The sequence below is a fragment of the Sorangium sp. So ce145 genome, assembly GCF_051525985.1.
Classification (GTDB): domain Bacteria; phylum Myxococcota_A; class Polyangia; order Polyangiales; family Polyangiaceae; genus Sorangium; species Sorangium cellulosum_B.
The window spans coordinates 5,465,154-5,481,818 of the sequence record NZ_CP150315.1 but is presented as its reverse complement, the minus strand read 5'-3'; the positions used below and the strand labels follow the sequence as shown (position 1 = coordinate 5,481,818).

12 protein-coding genes are annotated in these 16,665 nt (G+C 71.9%); 10 read left to right on the top strand and 2 right to left on the bottom strand.

Features of this window, described 5'->3' with window-relative positions; all coding sequences use genetic code 11:
* Window positions 1–189: 189 nt before the first annotated feature.
* From WMF34_RS20345 to WMF34_RS20335, 3 genes are read left to right on the top strand one after another with little or no spacing between them, the layout of a single operon-like run.
* Window positions 190–867 carry a hypothetical protein gene (locus tag WMF34_RS20345; protein WP_231864957.1) on the top strand — a complete coding sequence of 226 codons (678 nt, stop codon included), beginning with the start codon at window positions 190–192 and terminating at the stop codon, window positions 865–867.
* Entirely contained in the window at window positions 864–1,274 is a 411-nt protein-coding gene (locus WMF34_RS20340; protein WP_012236561.1) for a hypothetical protein, read from the top strand. Before WMF34_RS20345 ends, WMF34_RS20340 begins: the two co-directional genes overlap by 4 nt.
* Window positions 1,271–2,305, top strand: a complete 1,035-nt coding sequence (locus tag WMF34_RS20335) for a hypothetical protein (protein ID WP_012236560.1) — start codon at window positions 1,271–1,273, stop codon at window positions 2,303–2,305. Before WMF34_RS20340 ends, WMF34_RS20335 begins: the two co-directional genes overlap by 4 nt.
* 40 nt (window positions 2,306–2,345) lie before the next feature.
* On the opposite strand, the gene WMF34_RS20330 is transcribed toward WMF34_RS20335, so the two are convergent.
* The gene (locus tag WMF34_RS20330; protein WP_437994254.1) at window positions 2,346–3,851 is read right to left on the bottom strand and encodes a sulfatase; all 1,506 of its coding nucleotides are present in this window, start codon (window positions 3,849–3,851) and stop codon (window positions 2,346–2,348) included.
* Between the two features lie 77 nt (window positions 3,852–3,928).
* Here WMF34_RS20330 and WMF34_RS20325 point away from each other — a divergent pair, with 77 nt between their 5' ends.
* Window positions 3,929–5,026, top strand: a complete 1,098-nt coding sequence (locus WMF34_RS20325) for a hypothetical protein (RefSeq protein WP_437994253.1) — start codon at window positions 3,929–3,931, stop codon at window positions 5,024–5,026.
* Window positions 5,027–5,050: 24 nt separating this feature from the next.
* Window positions 5,051–7,126, top strand: a complete 2,076-nt coding sequence (locus tag WMF34_RS20320) for a hypothetical protein (protein WP_437994252.1) — start codon at window positions 5,051–5,053, stop codon at window positions 7,124–7,126.
* Between the two features lie 85 nt (window positions 7,127–7,211).
* On the opposite strand, the gene WMF34_RS20315 is transcribed toward WMF34_RS20320, so the two are convergent.
* Window positions 7,212–9,095, bottom strand: a complete 1,884-nt coding sequence (locus WMF34_RS20315; protein ID WP_157906788.1) for an aconitase family protein — start codon at window positions 9,093–9,095, stop codon at window positions 7,212–7,214.
* A 635-nt stretch (window positions 9,096–9,730) separates the two neighbouring features.
* Here WMF34_RS20315 and WMF34_RS20310 point away from each other — a divergent pair.
* From WMF34_RS20310 to WMF34_RS20290, 5 genes are all read left to right on the top strand, one after another.
* Window positions 9,731–10,078 carry a roadblock/LC7 domain-containing protein gene (locus WMF34_RS20310; protein WP_272099801.1) on the top strand — a complete coding sequence of 116 codons (348 nt, stop codon included), beginning with the start codon at window positions 9,731–9,733 and terminating at the stop codon, window positions 10,076–10,078.
* A complete protein-coding gene (locus tag WMF34_RS20305; RefSeq protein ID WP_012236554.1) occupies window positions 10,075–10,542 on the top strand; it encodes a type II 3-dehydroquinate dehydratase in 468 nt (155 codons plus the stop codon). The genes WMF34_RS20310 and WMF34_RS20305 overlap by 4 nt, the downstream gene beginning before the upstream one ends.
* A 57-nt stretch (window positions 10,543–10,599) precedes the next feature.
* Window positions 10,600–11,112, top strand: a complete 513-nt coding sequence (gene accB / locus WMF34_RS20300) for an acetyl-CoA carboxylase biotin carboxyl carrier protein (protein WP_157906787.1) — start codon at window positions 10,600–10,602, stop codon at window positions 11,110–11,112.
* A gap of 21 nt (window positions 11,113–11,133) precedes the next feature.
* The gene (gene accC, locus WMF34_RS20295; protein WP_012236552.1) at window positions 11,134–12,480 is read left to right on the top strand and encodes an acetyl-CoA carboxylase biotin carboxylase subunit; all 1,347 of its coding nucleotides are present in this window, start codon (window positions 11,134–11,136) and stop codon (window positions 12,478–12,480) included.
* A 219-nt stretch (window positions 12,481–12,699) separates the two neighbouring features.
* Entirely contained in the window at window positions 12,700–16,530 is a 3,831-nt protein-coding gene (locus tag WMF34_RS20290) for an FAD-dependent oxidoreductase (protein ID WP_173427420.1), read from the top strand.
* The last annotated feature ends 135 nt before the right edge of the window (window positions 16,531–16,665 follow it).

Below are 16,665 nucleotides of genomic sequence, written 5' to 3'. Positions count from 1 at the left end.
GGTGGTCTCACCATGCAGGGTCCGGTCCGCAGGTGAAGCGGGCGGATACGCAGCGGTGGCGAGCGCCGTGCCGGGGGCGCGCGGCGCCGTCGCCGGCCGGCGATGCCGCGGAGAGGCTCGCGCGGCGCGCGGCCGGGACGCAATTGAGCGTGCCAGCGGGCGCTGCCTCGGGGTAGAAGGCTCGTGGCCATGCTGGAACTCCGGACCGGGCTTGCGCTGGTGGCGGTTCTGCTCGGGGCATCCTCCGGGCGCGCTGCCGCGGCCCAGCCCGCCGCAGACCGCGGCGCCGACGGGGACGTGGCGCCGTTGCCCGGCGAGGATCGCGGCGGCGCCGAGCTCGATGCGTACCGCGCGCTCGCGCGGCCACCGGGGACGGCGGGGCGGATCGTGTCGACCGTCGCGATGGGGAAGGGGATCCGGTTCAACAACCCCTACCGCCTGCAGACGCAGCTCGGCGAGACGGCGGAGTCGCTCTCGCTCACCGCGGGGTACCTCGATCTCGGGGTCGCGCTCGCGCTGGGGCCGGCCGACGGCGTTCAGCACGGCGGAGCGCTGCGCTTCTCGGTCGCCGTCGGCGGCGTCCCCCAGGAGTCGCTCACGCCGAGCTACTTCGTCGCTTACCGCGGCCTCACGCGCGTGCTCGGGTACGGGCGGCTCGGCGCGGCGATCCTGATCGAGCCCGACGTGAACGTGGGAGGCGAGCTCGCCCTGGGGCTCGGGTATTCCCTGCTCGCGGGCGTCGCGCTCTCGGGCGAGATCGTCGGGGATCTCTTCTATGGCGCCGCGACCTACGACGCGGCGTACACCGTCTACCCCGTCGTCTCGGCGCAGATCGGGCTCATGATCGATCACGAGCTCCTGCCATGAGCTTGCCGGAGCGCGAGCGTCGAGGCGGGCGCCCCCGGGCGAAGGAGATCGCCGGCGTGGCGGCGCTGCTGCTCTTCGTGGGCATCGCGCCGGTGGTCGGCGACATCGGCAGCTGCGGGCAGGCGCCGGAGGAGCTCGACCCGTACAAGTTCTTCGCCCTGAAGGCGCAGATCGACTGCGCCCGGTGCGACGAGTGCGGCCTGCGCACGCGCGCCTGCGACGCCGCCTGCGCCTTCAAGGCCGCGCCGGAGCTCCCGGCCGGCTGCTATCCGCTGGTCCACGACGGCGAGGTGTGCCTGCACAAGCTCAAGTTCGCGAGCTGCGACGAGTACCGCGGCCACATGGCCGACGAAGGCGCGTCGACCCCGACCGAGTGCAATTTTTGCCCACTGGAAGAGGCGCCATGAGCGGGCGTGGCGCAGTCGCATCCCGCCGACGCCTTGCGACTTCCGCTCGGAACCTCTCGTTCGCGGCGCTCGTCGCGGTCCTGTCCGGGTGCGCCTCGAAGCCGGCGCTCCTGGCGAGCTACGACGACTACGCGGCGTACCGGGCGACGCGCGTGTCGAGGACCTTCGAGGGGCGGCTCTCGGCGGCGTCGGCCTACCTGGAGCGCCATCCGCGCGGGGCCTTCGCCGGCGAGGTGCGCGCGTACCTCACGCGGGCCGAGCCGATCTATTACGCGGCGAAGCGCAGGACGGCCGCGGGCCTCACCGCGTACCTCGCGACGCTGCCCAGGGGCGCGTTCCGCGATGAGGCGACCCACCGGCTGCGCGAGCTCGTCCGCGAGCGCAGCGCCGGCGACGTCCTCTCGCGCGCCGCTCAGGAGACGGAGGCGCAGCTCGCGACGCAGCGCGCGGATCGCGCGCGGGTCGGCGAGGAGGTCACCGCATGGCTGCGCCGGTTCCTGGACAGGGGGGCGTGGGGGCGGCCCCTCGCGGAGGCGCCGGCGGAGGTGATCGTCCCGTTCAGCCTGGCGCTCCCGCCCCCCCGCTGCGCGCCCGCCGACGAGCGCGCGGGCCCGGGCGCAGCGGTCTGCGCGAAGCGGATCCCGCTCTGGTTCGTCGTGACGGCCGAGGGTGAGAGCGCGCCCCGTCAGGCGGAGATCGAGGTCGCCGTCCTCGAGGACGCGGCGGGCCGCCCGATCGAGGTCGCGATCCGCGGGCCTGCGCTCTTCACGCGCCTCGAGGAGGCGCGCTCGGCGCGCGAGGTCGCCCCGGACGACGCGACGGGCCGCATCGGGGGCATCGCCCTGGCGGTCGAGCTCGCGCGCAGCGCCTTCGCGGCGCGCGTCTCGGGCGATCCGTCGTGCGGCCGCCAGGCGGTGGCGCCCGTCGTGCTCCACCTCGAGTGCGAAGGCGCCCGCCTCGTGGCGCGCGCCGGGATCGAGGCCGGCGAGGACGACGTCCTGACGCTCACCGTCACCCCGCCGGCGCGCTAGCGCTGATCCTCGGCGGTGGCAGCGCGCTCCGCTCCGCGCGCTAGCACCGCTTGTTGCGCTTCTTCCCCTTGAGCTTCGCCGTGTTCTTCGGGCACACGTCCTTGATGGCCGCGGAGCGCTCCTTGTAGAGCGCCTTCATCTCCTCGAAGACCGGCGCCTGCGTTCGCTTGAGATCCTTCGTCTCCCCCGGATCCGCGACGAGGTCGAAGAGGTCGAACGCGTCGTCGTCGCCGTACGCGATGAGCTTGTACTGCCCGTGGATGAGCGCCCTGCGCCGGTCGTTGTCGCTCGTACGCGGAAGATCGACGATGACGTCGCGCGGCTCCGGCGTCGCGCCGTGGAGCTCGGGCACGAGGCTCTTGCCCGGGAAGGACGGCTCTGCCGGCGCGCCGGTCAGCTCCAGGATCGTCGGCGCCAGGTCGATCGAGCTGCGAGGCACGTCGATCCGGCGCGGGGTGATCCCGGGCGCCTGGATCATCAGCGGCACGTGGGTGAGCACGTCCCACACCTCGAAGCCGTGGCGGAACATCTTGTGCTCGCCGAACGCCTCGCCGTGGTCCGCGGTCACGATGATCGCCGTGTCCTTGGCCCACGGCTGCTGCGCGACGAAGTCCAGCAGCTTGCCCACGTGCATGTCGGTGAACCTGATCTCCCCGTCGTACTTGTCGCGGGCGCGCTTGCCGAACGACGGGATCCCCTCGTGCGTCATGTACACGTCGTGCGGATCGAGGAAATGGAAGTACGCGAAGAAGGTGCCCGAGGTGTTCGCCTTGTCGGAGAGCATCTTCATCGCGAGCTCGAGGTGCCCCGGGCTCGTGACGTTCCGGTCGGTCGTGTTGTCGGCCGAGAGCCCCGGCACGATCTCGTAGACGTCGAAGCCCTGACGGAAGCCCGCCTTCTGGTCGAAGTAGAAGTGCGCGTGCGCGCTCATCGTCCGCACCCCGGCCTTCTGCAGGAGCTCCGGGAACATGACGACGCTGTCGGGGTAGTTGCCGAAGAAGTAGCCGCTGCGATCGACCTCGCTCGGGTACCGGCCGGCGAGGAAGCCGCCGACGCTCATCGAGGTGTACGACGAGATCGCGTAGTGGCGCGTGTAGCTGACGGACTTCTTCTCGAACGCGGTGAGCACGGGCGCGATGTCGCGCTCGTAACCGTTCCACGGCATGTCCGCGCGCAGGCTGTCGATCGAGACCACGAGGACGTTCATCCTCTCGCGCTGCCCTGCCGGCGCCCCGGCGGCGCCGTCCTTCCTGTCCGTCGCGGCGGTCGTCGCGGCGCTCTCTGCCGTGGCCGCCGGCGCCGCCGCCGCGGGCTCCTGCCGTGCCGCGGGCTCCGGCGTGCGCGCGGGCGGCGGCTGGCCGTCGCCGTCGCGAGAGCAGCCCGCACCGGCGCTGGCGAGCGCGAGCGCGAGCGCCGCCGCGAGGCGCGCCGCCGCGAGGCGCCGGTGATCCAGGCGCGGGGGCGCCGTGGACGAGAGGGCCGGCGAGGAGGGCGCCCGTGGGCCTTCCGGTCCCCAGGCGCACATCGGTGAAGCGAGCGTGTGCATGGCCGCCGTCTTACTCCGACTCGCGCCGCTCCGCCAAAGCCGCACACCACCGGCGAGTTCCGCTATGCTGTCGGGTCATGGCCCCGGTCCCTCGGAACCCTCCGCCGCTGCCGCCCTCGGGCCGATCGCAACCGGCGGGGAGGCCGGCGCACGAGCCGCCGAGGCCGCTCCCGCCCGACGCGCCGCGGCGCGTCGGCGAGCACGTCAGCCAGGCGCTGAAGGACCACATCACCGAGATGGCGCTCGGCCTGCTCGAGGAGCAGATGCAGGCCCGCATCGTCCACTACCGCGCCGATCTCGAGACCAACCCCGAGCTCGACGCGGTCACCGCGCAGGTCGTCGCCCAGCTGAAGGTGATCCAGGCGTCGGCGGGCACCGCGGATCGCGGGGCGAAGAACCGCGACGCCATCCGCGACGCGCACGAGAAGACGCTCTGCGCCCTGCTCGAGCGGGTCATCCGCGAGGACGGCATCTCGCTGCTCGTCGAGCGGCGGCTCAAGAAGATCCACAGGAACCTCGCCCGCCTGTTCTTCCAGTCCGAGCTCCACGAGAAGACGCGCGGCCGCGACGGCGCGCCGAAGGTGATCCACCACGGCGAGCAGGCGCTCTTCTACGTGCTGACCCGCTACAAGAACCGGATCGAGGCCGAGCTCGACGGCTTCGAGTTCGCGTCGGAGGACGCGCGGGAGCAGTCGTTCGAGCTGCTCGCGAAGCTGACGAAGGACATGCAGGACGCCTTCCTCGCGCGCCGATCCAGCGAGCTCAGGCGCATCGTGTCGGTCGTCCACGCCGTGCTCGTCGACTTCTTCAGCGTGCAGCTCGCCCAGAGCCTCGGCGAGATCTCCGCGCGGGTCGTGCAGGACGCGCGGACGTTCGAGGGCAGGGCGTACTCGTACAAGCTGACGAGCGAGGCGTTCCCCCGCTTCCGCGCCGCGTTCGAGCGCCACCTCATGGTGATGCTCGTCGGCTTCGCCGAGGACGAGCTGGTCGCCCAGCTCGCCGACACCGCGGGCGCCGAGCGCGACGAGACGATCCTCTTCATCACCGATCCCCACCTCTTCAGCATGATCTGCGGCGAGGTCTGCGAGGGGCTCTACGAGTTCCTCTGCAACGAGGGTTTTCTCGACCTGCCGCCCGACTGGCGCCGCGCCTCGACGGCGCCCTCCGACAGCTGACGCAAGCGAAACCCAGGGACATTCATGAGACGGAACGACGTCGCGCGGGCGGGCTCCGGCCTGCTCCTCGCTCTCACGCTGCTCGCCGGCTGCGCGCGCGGCCCCGATGTGGACGCCTCGGGGCTCGCGCTGCGGCGCGTGGTCATCTACAGGAACGGCGTCGCGTATTTCGAGCGCCGGGGGCTCGTCGACGCCGATCAGGTGACCTTCCGGGTCCGCAAGGAGAAGGTCGGCGACTTCCTCGCGACGCTCGCGGTCATCGAGGCCGGCGGCAGCAGCGTCCGGAGCGCGTCGTTCCCTGTCGAGGTCGACGACGGATCCGGCGAGGACGAGGCGCCGGATGAGCTCGGGCCCGAGGTGACGCCGACGCCGAAGGACAAGGGCGCGGCGGCGGGGGAGAAGCGGCGCGACGACGAGCACGAGAAGGTGAAGCTCACCCTCGACGGGCGGGAGCACGATCTCGTGGTCGGCTACGTGGCGGAGACGCCGGTGTGGAGGCCGTCGTACCGGCTCGTGATGGGGGCGGGCGGGGCGCAGGGCGCCGCGCAGCGCGCGGACTCGAAGCAGGCGCACCTCCAGGCGTGGGGCATCGTGCAGAACCTCTCGGGCGAGGACTGGAAGGGGGTGAAGCTGTCGCTCGTGGCGGGCGCGCCGCTCGCGTTCCAGGCGACGCTCGACCAGGCGGCGATCCCGCCGCGCCCTGTCGTCAGCGACCAGGGCGAGGTGATCGCGTCCGTGCCGACGAGCGAGACGACGCTGGCCGCCGAGGCCGCGCCACCGCCGCCCGTCGCGCCGGCGCCCGCGGCGCCGGGCGACGCCGGCGAGGGGTACGCGTTCATAGAAGAGGCCGAGCCCGACATGGATAAGGGCGGCGGCAGCCTGCGGTCCGCGAGGCGGAGCGCGGTTGCCACGGCGCCCGCCGCGAAGCCGATGCCGAAGCTGAGCGACCGCGAAGAAGCGCGCGCCGGCGGGCAACACGCGGGGCCGCAGTTGAAGCGGTCAGCGGCGGCGCCGGCGCCGCTGCCCATGGCGATGAACCCCTCGCCGCCGCGCAACATGAGCGCCCTCGCCGCGGTCGCGATGGAGGCGGGCACGACCCGCTACGACATCCCGTTCCCTGTCGACATCCCCGACAAGAGCGCGACGATGGTCCTGCTCCTGGCCAGGCAGGTCCCCGGCGAGTCGATCTTCCTGTTCGCGCCCGACGGCGGCGTGCCCGCGTCGAGCTCTCACCCGTTCCGGGTGGCGCGCTTCACGAACGACACGAAGGGGCTGCTGGAGCGCGGCCCCATCGCCGTCTTCGAGAACGGCGCGTTCCTGGGCCAGGGCATGGTCGAGCCGCTGCCGCCGGGGGCCACGACGACGGTGCCGTTCGCGCTGGAGCGGGGCCTCGCCGTCGACACGACGCGCGAGGAGAACGCGGAGGGCGCGCGCCTCGCGAAGATCGAGGGCGGCGCGCTCGAGATCGAGCGCGACTGGGTCACGCACACGAAGTACGCCGTCCGCAACGGCGGCGACCTCGCGGCGAGGACGCTCGTGAAGCACCCCCGCTTGCACGGGACGCGCCTGCACGCGCCCCCGAAGGGCACGGAGGACAACGTCGGCACGGGCAGCGCGCTCGTGCCGATCGACGTGCCGCGCCGGGGGACGGCGGTGCTCGACGTCGACGAGCGGCGGCTCTTCCGGCAGCAGATCGACTGGCTCGACCAGCTCGCCGACGACGCGGTGCAAGGCTACCTGAAGGACCCGCGCGCCGACGCGGCCGTGGCCAAGCAGCTCGGTCAGGCCTGGGACATCCGGGGCAAGCTCCGCCCGGCGATCGACGAGCGCGACAGGATCCTCGCCGAGCAGCAGCGCCTCGAGCAGCAGAGCCACGAGCTCCGCCAGAACCTCAGGGCCATCGAGAAGAACAAGACCGCCGACGAGCTCCGCCGCGACCTCACGGATCGGCTCGCGAAGGCGTCGGCGCGCCTCGACGAGATCACGAAGCGCGTCATCGTCCTCGAGATGCAGATCAACGAGCAGCAGATCCGCTTCCGCGATCTCACGAACGAGATCAAGCTCCTCGCCCCGCTGGCCCCCGTGCGCGCGGCTCCCTGAGCGCCGCTGTCCGGCTCCCGGGCTCCCGGTGGAAGGCGCCTCCGCTCCTGTGGGAGGCGGCCTCGCCACCGGGATCTCGGCCCGGCTACCTCGCTGGTTTGCCCGCGCTGGGCGGCTGCCGCACGGTGCCCGCGTGGGTCCAGCTCCGCTCCATGCCGGTCGCGAGCCAGGCGACCTCGACGCGCTCGCTCCCGAAGATCGCCGCGACGCGATCGCCCCACTGCGCGGGGGCGGGGAGCTCAACGCTCTTCTGGTCCTTGATGCTGCCGAGGGCCTCCGTGCCGACGAGGAACGTGGCGATCCCCTCGCTCGCGAACGCCGACACCGCGGTGCTCGGGACGAAGGGCGCGACCACCGCGCGCACCGTCGAGAGATCGGTCGCGCGCTCCGCGACCGCGCGCACCTCGTCGAGCGTCGACAGGACGAGCGCCACGCCGCCGGCCGGATTGCCCTCCGCCGGCGCGGCCTGTCCCTGCTCTGCGGCGGCCGCCGCGGGCGCCTCGGCCGGCGCAGGGGCGGCGCGCCCGCGCGCCCCGACCGCCGCGTGCCCGTTCACCTTCGGCACGCCGGCGAGCACGTCGAGCGTCAGCGGCCCCTTCCACGGCACCGCCGCGGGCGCCGGCGGCGGCTTCTTCGTGCTCACCTGCTCCCCCTTCTTGTCGCGGAGGATCAGCACGTCGTCGGTCGGCAGCGCCCGCGGCACGGTCACCCGCACCGGCCGCTTGAACGACCGCGGATCGCCGACCGCGCCCGTGGCCACCGCGTAGGCCAGGGTCTCCGCCGAGGCCACGACGAACGACGGCGCCCCGGCGATGCGCGGCTCCGGATCCGCGGTGCGCAGCGACAGGCTGCCGGGCGGCGGCGGGTAGATCTCCGACGTGACGACGCGCCGGTCCGGCTCGACGATGCGCGCGCCCGTCGCGACGAGATCCACGAGCGCGCCCGACTGCGCGAGCACCTCGAGCACCTGCCGCGACGGCGGCGCGACGAGCAGGTCGAGCCGCGACGGGACGCGCTTCGACTTGAGCAGCAGCGCCGCCGCGAGCATGTCGCGCAACGTCACGCCGGAGTCGCCCCCGAGGACGACCTGCGCCACGGGCTTGCCGGCGAGATCGCGGACGGGCCGGACCACGCCCTCCTCGTCCATGAGGAGCGGATCGACCGTGCCGAGATCGATCGAGACGACCTCCTCGCACGGCGCGCCCGGGTCCGGTACGAGCGCGCGGTGGGCCTTCGACCTTCGCTGATCGCGGAGGAAGACCTCCGTCTTCTCGTCGCTCACGAACAGCGCCGCCGCCGCGCCGACCTGCGGCGCGATGCCGCAGAGCACCGCGCGGTCGCCCACGGAGAGGAGCCGCGCGCTCGGCCCGGCGAACTCGAGGATCACCGGCGCGTGGTGCTCGCCTTCGATGCGGCGCACCACCTCGTCGAGGTTCCTGCGGAGCAGCTCGAGGGCGACGTCCCGCGCGCAGACGAAGGGCCGCACCCTGCCCGAGAGGTGGATCTGCACGCTGCGCGGCGGCCGGAGCCAGACCGAGCCCGTGGCGAGCGCCTGCCCGAGCTGGCTCGGCGAGACGACGAGCGACAGCATGCCGATGCCGCCGACGGTCGTGAGGCGCGGGTCGTCCGTGAGGGCGAGCCGCGCCGGCGCCGCGAAGCGCTCCAGGTGGACGGGCGCGGGGAAGCCGATGCCGGGCCGCGCGATCGGGATGTTGTAGGTCGGGAACTCGGGCGACACCGAGTGCGGGCTGCCCTCGTCGATATCCGCGAGCGAGCTCGCGTCGGCCACGCAGGTGCCGTCGTAGGCGACGGCGACTTCGACCGGCGTCTTCTTCATGCCCGTGGCGATGGCCTCGGCCAGCGCGCGCGACGGCGCCCTGGAGAGGATCACCTGGTCGACCTTGACCTGGACGAGATCACCGCGCAGCTGAGGATCCGTCGCCCGCCCGGCGAGGATCTTCTGGGGCATCGTGCGGGGGGGATCCCCGGCTCGAGCACGCATAGATGTTGGGCCGTCCTTGTTTTTCTTGATGAGATGGCGGATGCGGCGCACGCCGCGCCCGACCACGTTTGACGTCGGCCCCCCGGCGAGACGCGCCGGTGGGATCCGCCTCCGGACCTTGCCGCGAGGCGAAAGAACGGCCGCACGTTAGCCGCTCGCCTGGACGAGGGTCAAGGCGTGCTTTGGAGCGGGCCCCCAGGGGCGGGAATCGCCCGGCTGGGACCAGGATGCAAGAGGCAAAGCGCCCGCCCGGTCCAACGTTTCGCCGCGCTTCGTCTGTCGCGTCGGGTTGCGTCTGTTGTGTCGGGTTGCGTCTGTTGTGTCTGCTGCGTCTGTTGCGCTGGTCCACGATGGCAGGCGGCCGGCACGAGCTGTCGCGGCGCTGCCGCGCGGCGCCATCTCTCGTCAACGCCGCGCGCGGCCGTCTGCCATCGGCCTGGCCGCGCGCGCCCGGTCGCCATCGGCCTGGCCGCGCGCGCCCGAGCGGGTCGGGCGACGATGACGAGCCGGCTCTGCCGGCATACGGCGCGAGATGCCGGGCCAGGTTCGTTTGTTTTCCCGATCGTGCCGCGCTTGGGTAATCTCGGCGCATGTTCCAGGCCGTGCTGAAGGAAGTCGTAGAGAACACCGAGGGCGGCATCGCGACCCTTCTCATGGATTTCGAGGGGATCCCGGTCGACAGCTACTCCAAGCCGGGGGCCGCGTTCGACATCACCACCATCGGCGCGGAGTTCAGCGTCGTGTTGAAGTCGATCCAGCGCGCCGCCGAGATGCTCGACGCGGGCAACGCCGCCGAGATCGCGATCCAGGCGGAGAAGGTCACCACCCTGATCCGCGTCGTGAACAACTCGTACTTCGTGGCCTTCTCGATGACGCCCGACGCGAACATCGGCAAGGCCCGGTACCTCCTGCGCACCAAGGTGCCGGTGCTGCTGAAGGAGCTCGCCTGAGCGGCTTCAACATCTCGGTCATCTCCGGGCCGAACCTCGATCGACTGGGCAAGCGCGAGCCAGCGATCTACGGCACGGCCACGCTGGATGACGTTCACCGCGCCGTCGAGGAGGCCGCGAAGGCCCGCGGCGCCTCGGTGTCGTGCATGCAATCGAACTGCGAGGGAGAGCTCGTGACCGCGATCAGCCACGCCGGCGATCGCGGCTTCCACGGCATCCTCCTCAACGCCGGTGCCTACACGCACACCTCCATCGCGCTCTATGACGCGATCCGCGCGAGCGCGCTTCCTACCGTCGAGGTGCACATCTCCAACCCGGACGGGCGTGAGCCGTTCCGCCGTCGCTCCCGCATCGCGCCTGCGTGCATGGCGCGCGTCGCGGGCTTCGGTCCGAGCTCGTACGTCCTCGGGCTGATCGGGCTGCTCGGGCATCTGGAGAAGCTGCGATCCGACGAAAGAGGTTGAACATGCGCCGTCACTCTGGTTGAAAGGCGGCAAACATCGATGGCCGAACGTCCTTCCATGAACATCAACCTCAAGCAGTTGCGGGCGCTGGTACGCATCTTAGAGAAGCGCAACGTGAGCGACTTCGAGTTCGAGGACGAACACGTTCGCATTCGCCTCACGCGCGGAGGCGTCATCCCGCAGGGCGCGGCGCCGCACCTCGCGCCCGCCGCCTTCCAGATCCACAGCGCGCCGGTCGCGCCGCCGGCGGCGCCGCCCGCGGCGGCACCCGCGCCGGCCGCAGCGCCCGCGCCGGCGGCCCCTGCCGCGGCGGCGGCGAGCGACGAGGGGATCTCCTATGTGACGTCGCCGTTCGTCGGCACGTTCTACCGATCGCCGTCGCCCGATGCGCCCCCGTTCGTCGATGTGGGCAGCGCGATCCGCGTGGGTCAGGCGCTCTGCATCATCGAGGCGATGAAGCTGATGAACGAGATCGAGGCGGACTCTCCGGGCACGATCGTCGAGATCCTCGTCGACAACGGCAAGCCGGTCGAGTTCGGGCAGCGTCTCTTCAAGGTGCGGCGCAGCTAGCGCTGCCCGGGCGAGGGTGCCGTGTTCCAGAAGATCCTGATCGCCAATCGCGGCGAGATCGCGATGCGTGTCATCCGCGCCTGCCGCCTGCTCGGCATCCGCACGGTAGCCATCCACTCCGAGGCGGACGCCGCGGCGCTGCACGTCCGGTTCGCGGACGAGGCCGTGTGCGTCGGTCCGGCCGAGGCGTCGAAGAGCTACCTCAACATCCCGCAGATCATCGCGGCGGCGGAGGTCACGGGCGCCGACGCGATCCACCCGGGCTACGGGTTCCTCTCGGAGAACGCGAAGTTCGCCGAGCTTTGCAAGAAGTGCCGCCTCACCTTCATCGGGCCGACCGCGGAGGCGATGCGGACCTGGGGCGACAAGGTGTCCGCGCGCGAGGTCGCCAAGCGCTTCGGCATCCCCATGCTCAGCGGCACGGGCGTGCTCAAGAGCGCCGCGGACGCGGCCGAGCAGGCCGACCGCGTCGGTTATCCGGTGATCCTGAAGGCCTCCGGCGGCGGCGGCGGCAGGGGCATGCGCATCGTCCGCGAGGCCAGCGAGGTGCAGCGCTCGTTCGAGATCGCGACGCAGGAGGCCCTGAGCGGCTTCAAGAACCCGGACGTCTACCTCGAGCGCTACGTCGAGGCGCCGCGCCACATCGAGTTCCAGGTGCTCGCGGATCAGCACGGGGGCGTGTGGACGCTCGGCGAGCGCGAGTGCTCGCTCCAGCGCCGGCACCAGAAGGTGATGGAGGAGTCGCCCAGCCCGGCGATGGACAACGAGAAGCGCTCCCGGATGGGCGACATCCTCCGGGCTGCGATCCTCGAGACCGGCTACACCGGCCTGGGCACGCTCGAGTTCCTGATGGATGAGCGAGGCGAGCTCTTCTTCATGGAGATGAACACCCGCGTCCAGGTCGAGCACCCGGTCACCGAGATGGTGACCGGCGTCGATCTTGTCGCGCAGCAGATCCTCGCCGCTGCAGGCGAGCGCCTCTCGCTGCCCGACACGCGGCCGTGGAGCTTCCGGGGCCACGCCATCGAGTGCCGGATCAACGCCGAGGATGCGCGCTCGTTCGTGCCGTGGCCGGGCCTCATCACGGAGTACCACTCGCCGGGCGGCGTCGGGATCCGCGTCGATTCCGGCGTGTACGGCGGTTTCCGCGTTCCAAGCTCCTACGATTCGCTGGTGGCCAAGGTGATCGCGCACGGCGCGAACCGGGCCGAGGCGATCGCCAGGCTCCGGTGCGCGCTCGACGAGTTCATCATCGGCGGCATCCGCACGAACATCCCGCTGCACCAGGCGCTGCTGCGAGATCCAGAGGTCGTCGCCGGCAACATCTCCACGCATACGATCGAGCGCGTCGTCTCGCAGGGGTTCTGACGCGACGCACCGGCGCGGTTGACGTGTCGATGAGCGCGCAGCGGTTGCGTGCTCGAGTGCTCGACGCGCTGACCAGCGCAGGGCGAGCTCGATTGAATGTTGCTCGAGCACCAGGTCGAAAGTGCGACCTGGTGCTATTTTACGCCGCTCTCGAGGCTGCGTGGGCAAGCCCTCGTCAGGTGAGCGAACCCCTTGAACTAGAAAGCATTTGCCGCGGGTATGGAAGCGAACGCTGGAGTGCAGGCTGACTTCTCTTCGTGGGTGCAGGCGACCTCCGATGCCTCCGAGCTAGAGCTCGGGCTCCCTGGTTTCGGCTACGCCGATCTCTTCGACCCCGCGAGGCTCGCCGAGCTGACGGAGCGGTTCGAGGAGTATTTCCACGCAGCAGACGAAGGTGCCTACGCGCGCTTCGACGCGTACCGGACCTCGCTGCGCGCGGCGCAGGCGGACGCCGCCGGCGCCGGCGCGGGCCGGCCCGCGCTCACGCCGGAGCAGATCTCCGAGGCGCTCCTCGCGGCGGCGCCCCACGTCGGCCGCTTCGTGGCGATGCTCTTCCGGGTCGAGCGGGAAACGCAGGCGCAGATCGACGCGACCCTCGAGCGGAGCGCGCTCTGGGACTTCAAGCGCGAGTTCTCGAAGAAGCGCCTGTTCAAGCCGAACCCGGGGAAGGCGTGGCGGGGCACGCACGTCGAGGCGGCGCACGCGGCGCGGCGGTCGCTCGCGGCCATGGGCGCGCCTGCGAGCGCGCTCGACAGCGGCTCCGCCGCGGAGGAGCTCGCGATCGCGCGCGCGACGCTCGCCCTGATCGAGGTCGACGAGATCGCGCGCAAGGCCGCGAAGGCCGGCGGCGCGAAGTGGACGGACGAGCTCCGCGAGCGGGCGGCGAAGGTGCGCGCGGCGTTGCGGGAGGACCCGGCGCTCGCCGACGGGGTGGCGGCGGCGGCGACGGTCGCTGGCGCGGAGCCGACGGAGGCCGAGGACGGGGTGGTCGTGGCGCTCGCGCTCGACGCCGTCGAGGCGTGGCTCGCGGCGCGCCGCGCGGACGAGCACGATCCGGCGCGGCGGTGGCCCACGCTGAAGGCGCCGCGCACGCTCGACTACCAGGAGCTCGTCCAGCTGCAGAGGAAGGGCGCGAACGGCAGCCCGGGCTCCGCCGAGCTCCTCGTCGGCCCCGAGCACGAGCGGAGGGATCGCGACGGCTTCGCGCTGACGGACCGCCGCGCGCCGCCCCGCGAGGTCGAGAGCCAGGTCGACTACTGCCTCTTCTGCCACGATCGCGACAAGGACTCGTGCTCGAAGGGCCTGCGCGACAACAAGACCGGGGCGATCAAGGCGAACCCGCTCGGCGTCGAGCTGAACGGCTGCCCGCTCGACGAGAAGATCAGCGAGATGCACACCATGCGAGGGCGGGGCGAGTCGATCGCCGCGCTCGCGCTCGTCTGCGTCGACAACCCGATGTGCCCCGGCACCGGTCACCGCATCTGCAACGACTGCATGAAGGCGTGCGTCTTCCAGAAGCAGGAGCCGGTGGACATCCCGCAGATCGAGACCGCGGCGCTCACGGACGTGCTGTCGCTCCCGTGGGGCCTCGAGATCTACGGGCTCCTCACGCGCTGGAACCCGCTCGACGCGCTGCGGCCGCACGCGCTCCCGTACAACGGCAAGAACGTGCTCGTCGTCGGCCTCGGCCCGGCCGGCTACACGCTGTCGCACCACCTCACGCGGCAGGGCTTCGCGTGCGTGGCGATCGACGGGCTGAAGATCGAGCCGCTGCCGGTCGAGCTCACGGGCGACGAGTCGCGCCCGCCGCGTCCGGTCAAGGATTTCAAGCAGCTCTACACGGAGCTCGACGAGCGCGTCCTCCTCGGCTTCGGCGGGGTGAGCGAGTACGGGATCACGGTGCGGTGGGACAAGAACTTCCTCACCGTCCTGTACGTCACGCTGGCCCGGCAGCGGCTGCTCCGGATCTACGGCGGCGTGCGGTTCGGCGGGACGATCGATCTCGACGACGCCTTCCGGCTCGGGTTCCACCACGTCGCGATCGCGGCGGGCGCGGGGCGCCCGACGATCATCCCGCTCAAGAACAACCTCGCGCGCGGCATCCGCAAGGCGTCGGACTTCCTGATGGCGCTCCAGCTGGCCGGGGCCTACAAGCGCTCGGCGCTCGCGAACCTCCAGGTGCGCCTGCCGGCGGTGGTGATCGGCGGCGGCCTCACGGCGATCGACACCGCGACGGAGCTCGCCGCGTACTACGTCGTGCAGGTCGAGAAGACGGCCGACCGGCTCGACGCGCTGGTCGCGGAGCGCGGAGAGGCCGCCGTCCTCGCGATGTTCGACGAGGAGGAGCGGGAGTTCCTGGCCGAGCAGCGGCGCCACGCGGAGGAGATCCGCGACGAGCGCGCGCGCGCCGCGCGCGAGGGGCGCCCGCCGCGCTTCCAGGGCCTGATCGACGCCTGGGGAGGCGTCTCGCTGGTCTATCGAAAGCGCCTCATCGACTCGCCGGCGTACCGGCTGAACCACGAGGAGGTCGCCAAGTCGCTCGAGGAGGGGATCCGCTACGTCGAGAACCTCGCCCCGGTCGAGGCGGTGCTCGACGAGCGCGGGTGCGTCTCCTCGCTCGTCTTCGATCGGCAGGAGATCGTGGACGGGAAGTGGCGGAGCGCGGGGCAGGCGGTCTCGATCCCCGCCCGCACCGTGTGCGTCGCGGCCGGGACGAGCCCCAACGTTACGTACGAGAAGGAGCGCCCGGGCTCGTTCGTGTTCGACAAATGGCGGCAGTTCTTCCAGCCGCACCGCGCCTACGTCGACGAGGGCGGCGCGCTCAAGGTGGAGCCGGCCAAGCCGCGGGAGGGCTTCTTCACGAGCTACAACGACGGCGAGCACGCGGTGAGCTTCTACGGCGACAACCACCCCCACTACGCGGGGAGCGTCGTGAAGGCGATGGCGAGCGCCAAGGACGCGTACCCGTCCGTCGTCGCGCTGTTCCGCCGCGACATCGCCCGGCTCGGCGAGGAGCCGCAGGCCGCGCGCGACGCGCGGCGGCGCGACCTCTTCGCCCGCCTCGATCATGACCTCGGCGCGGTGGTCGAGCGGGTCGAGCGGCTCACGCCGACGATCGTCGAGGTCGTCGTGCGCGCGCCCGCGGCGGCGCGGAAGTTCGAGCCAGGGCAGTTCTACCGGCTGCAGAACTACGAGGTGCGCTCGCCCGTGATCCGCGGCACGCGGCTCGCGATGGAGGGCCTCGCGCTCACGGGCGCGTGGGTCGACAAGGAGAAGGGGCTGCTCTCGCTCATCGCGCTCGAGATGGGCGCGTCCTCCCGCCTGCTCGCCGCGCTGCGCCCGGGCGAGGAGGTCGTCGTGATGGGGCCGACCGGGACGCCCACGGACATCCCCGAGGGGGAGACCGTGCTGCTCGCCGGCGGCGGGCTCGGCAACGCCGTCCTGTTCTCGATCGCGAAGGCCCTGAAGGCGCGCGGCGACCGCGTGATTTACTTCGCCGGCTACCGGCGGGGCGAGGATCTCTTCAAGCAGGACGACATCGAGGTGGCGACCGACCAGGTCGTCTGGTGCACGGATGGCGGCGCCGAGATCCCCCCGCGGCGCGCGACCGACCGCCACTTCCGCGGCAACATCGTCCAGGCGATGAGGGCCTACGCCGAGCGCCAGCTCGGCGGCGAGCTGGCGGCCCTCTCGGAGGTCCGTCGCATCATCGCGATCGGCTCGGACAAGATGATGAACGCCGTGCGCGAGGCGCGGCACGGCGTGCTGGCGCCGCACCTGGATCCGAAGCACGTGGGCATCGCGAGCATCAATTCGCCGATGCAGTGCATGATGAAGGAGGTCTGCGCGCAGTGCCTCCAGCGGCACGTGGACCCGGAGACGGGCAAGGAGACGCTGGTCTTCTCGTGCTTCAACCAGGACCAGCTCATCGACCACGTCGACTTCAAGAACCTCGCCGCGAGGCTCCGGGCCAACACGGTGCAGGAGAAGCTGTCGAACGCCTGGCTCGATCACCTGCTGGCCGAGCGCCCCACGCTCCGGCACGTGTGACGCTGGCGCGGGCCTCGGCGATCCGAGGCCTCGCCGCCGCGGCACGTGGGAGGGCCGCCTCGGCGGCGCCTCGTCGACTCGAGGCGCCCGAGGCCGCGCAGGGTGGGGGGGCGCGGCCACGCGCGGCCGTTCGCG

Coding starts and splice junctions, on each gene's coding strand:
- WMF34_RS20315 (WP_157906788.1), bottom strand. CDS start 9,095: ATGCCCCAGAAGATCCTCGCCGGGCGGGCGACGGATCCTCAGCTGCGC.
- WMF34_RS20290 (WP_173427420.1), top strand. CDS start 12,700: ATGGAAGCGAACGCTGGAGTGCAGGCTGACTTCTCTTCGTGGGTGCAG.
- WMF34_RS20340 (WP_012236561.1), top strand. CDS start 864: ATGAGCTTGCCGGAGCGCGAGCGTCGAGGCGGGCGCCCCCGGGCGAAG.
- WMF34_RS20325 (WP_437994253.1), top strand. CDS start 3,929: ATGGCCCCGGTCCCTCGGAACCCTCCGCCGCTGCCGCCCTCGGGCCGA.
- accB (WP_157906787.1), top strand. CDS start 10,600: ATGAACATCAACCTCAAGCAGTTGCGGGCGCTGGTACGCATCTTAGAG.
- WMF34_RS20320 (WP_437994252.1), top strand. CDS start 5,051: ATGAGACGGAACGACGTCGCGCGGGCGGGCTCCGGCCTGCTCCTCGCT.
- WMF34_RS20330 (WP_437994254.1), bottom strand. CDS start 3,851: ATGCACACGCTCGCTTCACCGATGTGCGCCTGGGGACCGGAAGGCCCA.
- WMF34_RS20345 (WP_231864957.1), top strand. CDS start 190: ATGCTGGAACTCCGGACCGGGCTTGCGCTGGTGGCGGTTCTGCTCGGG.
- WMF34_RS20335 (WP_012236560.1), top strand. CDS start 1,271: ATGAGCGGGCGTGGCGCAGTCGCATCCCGCCGACGCCTTGCGACTTCC.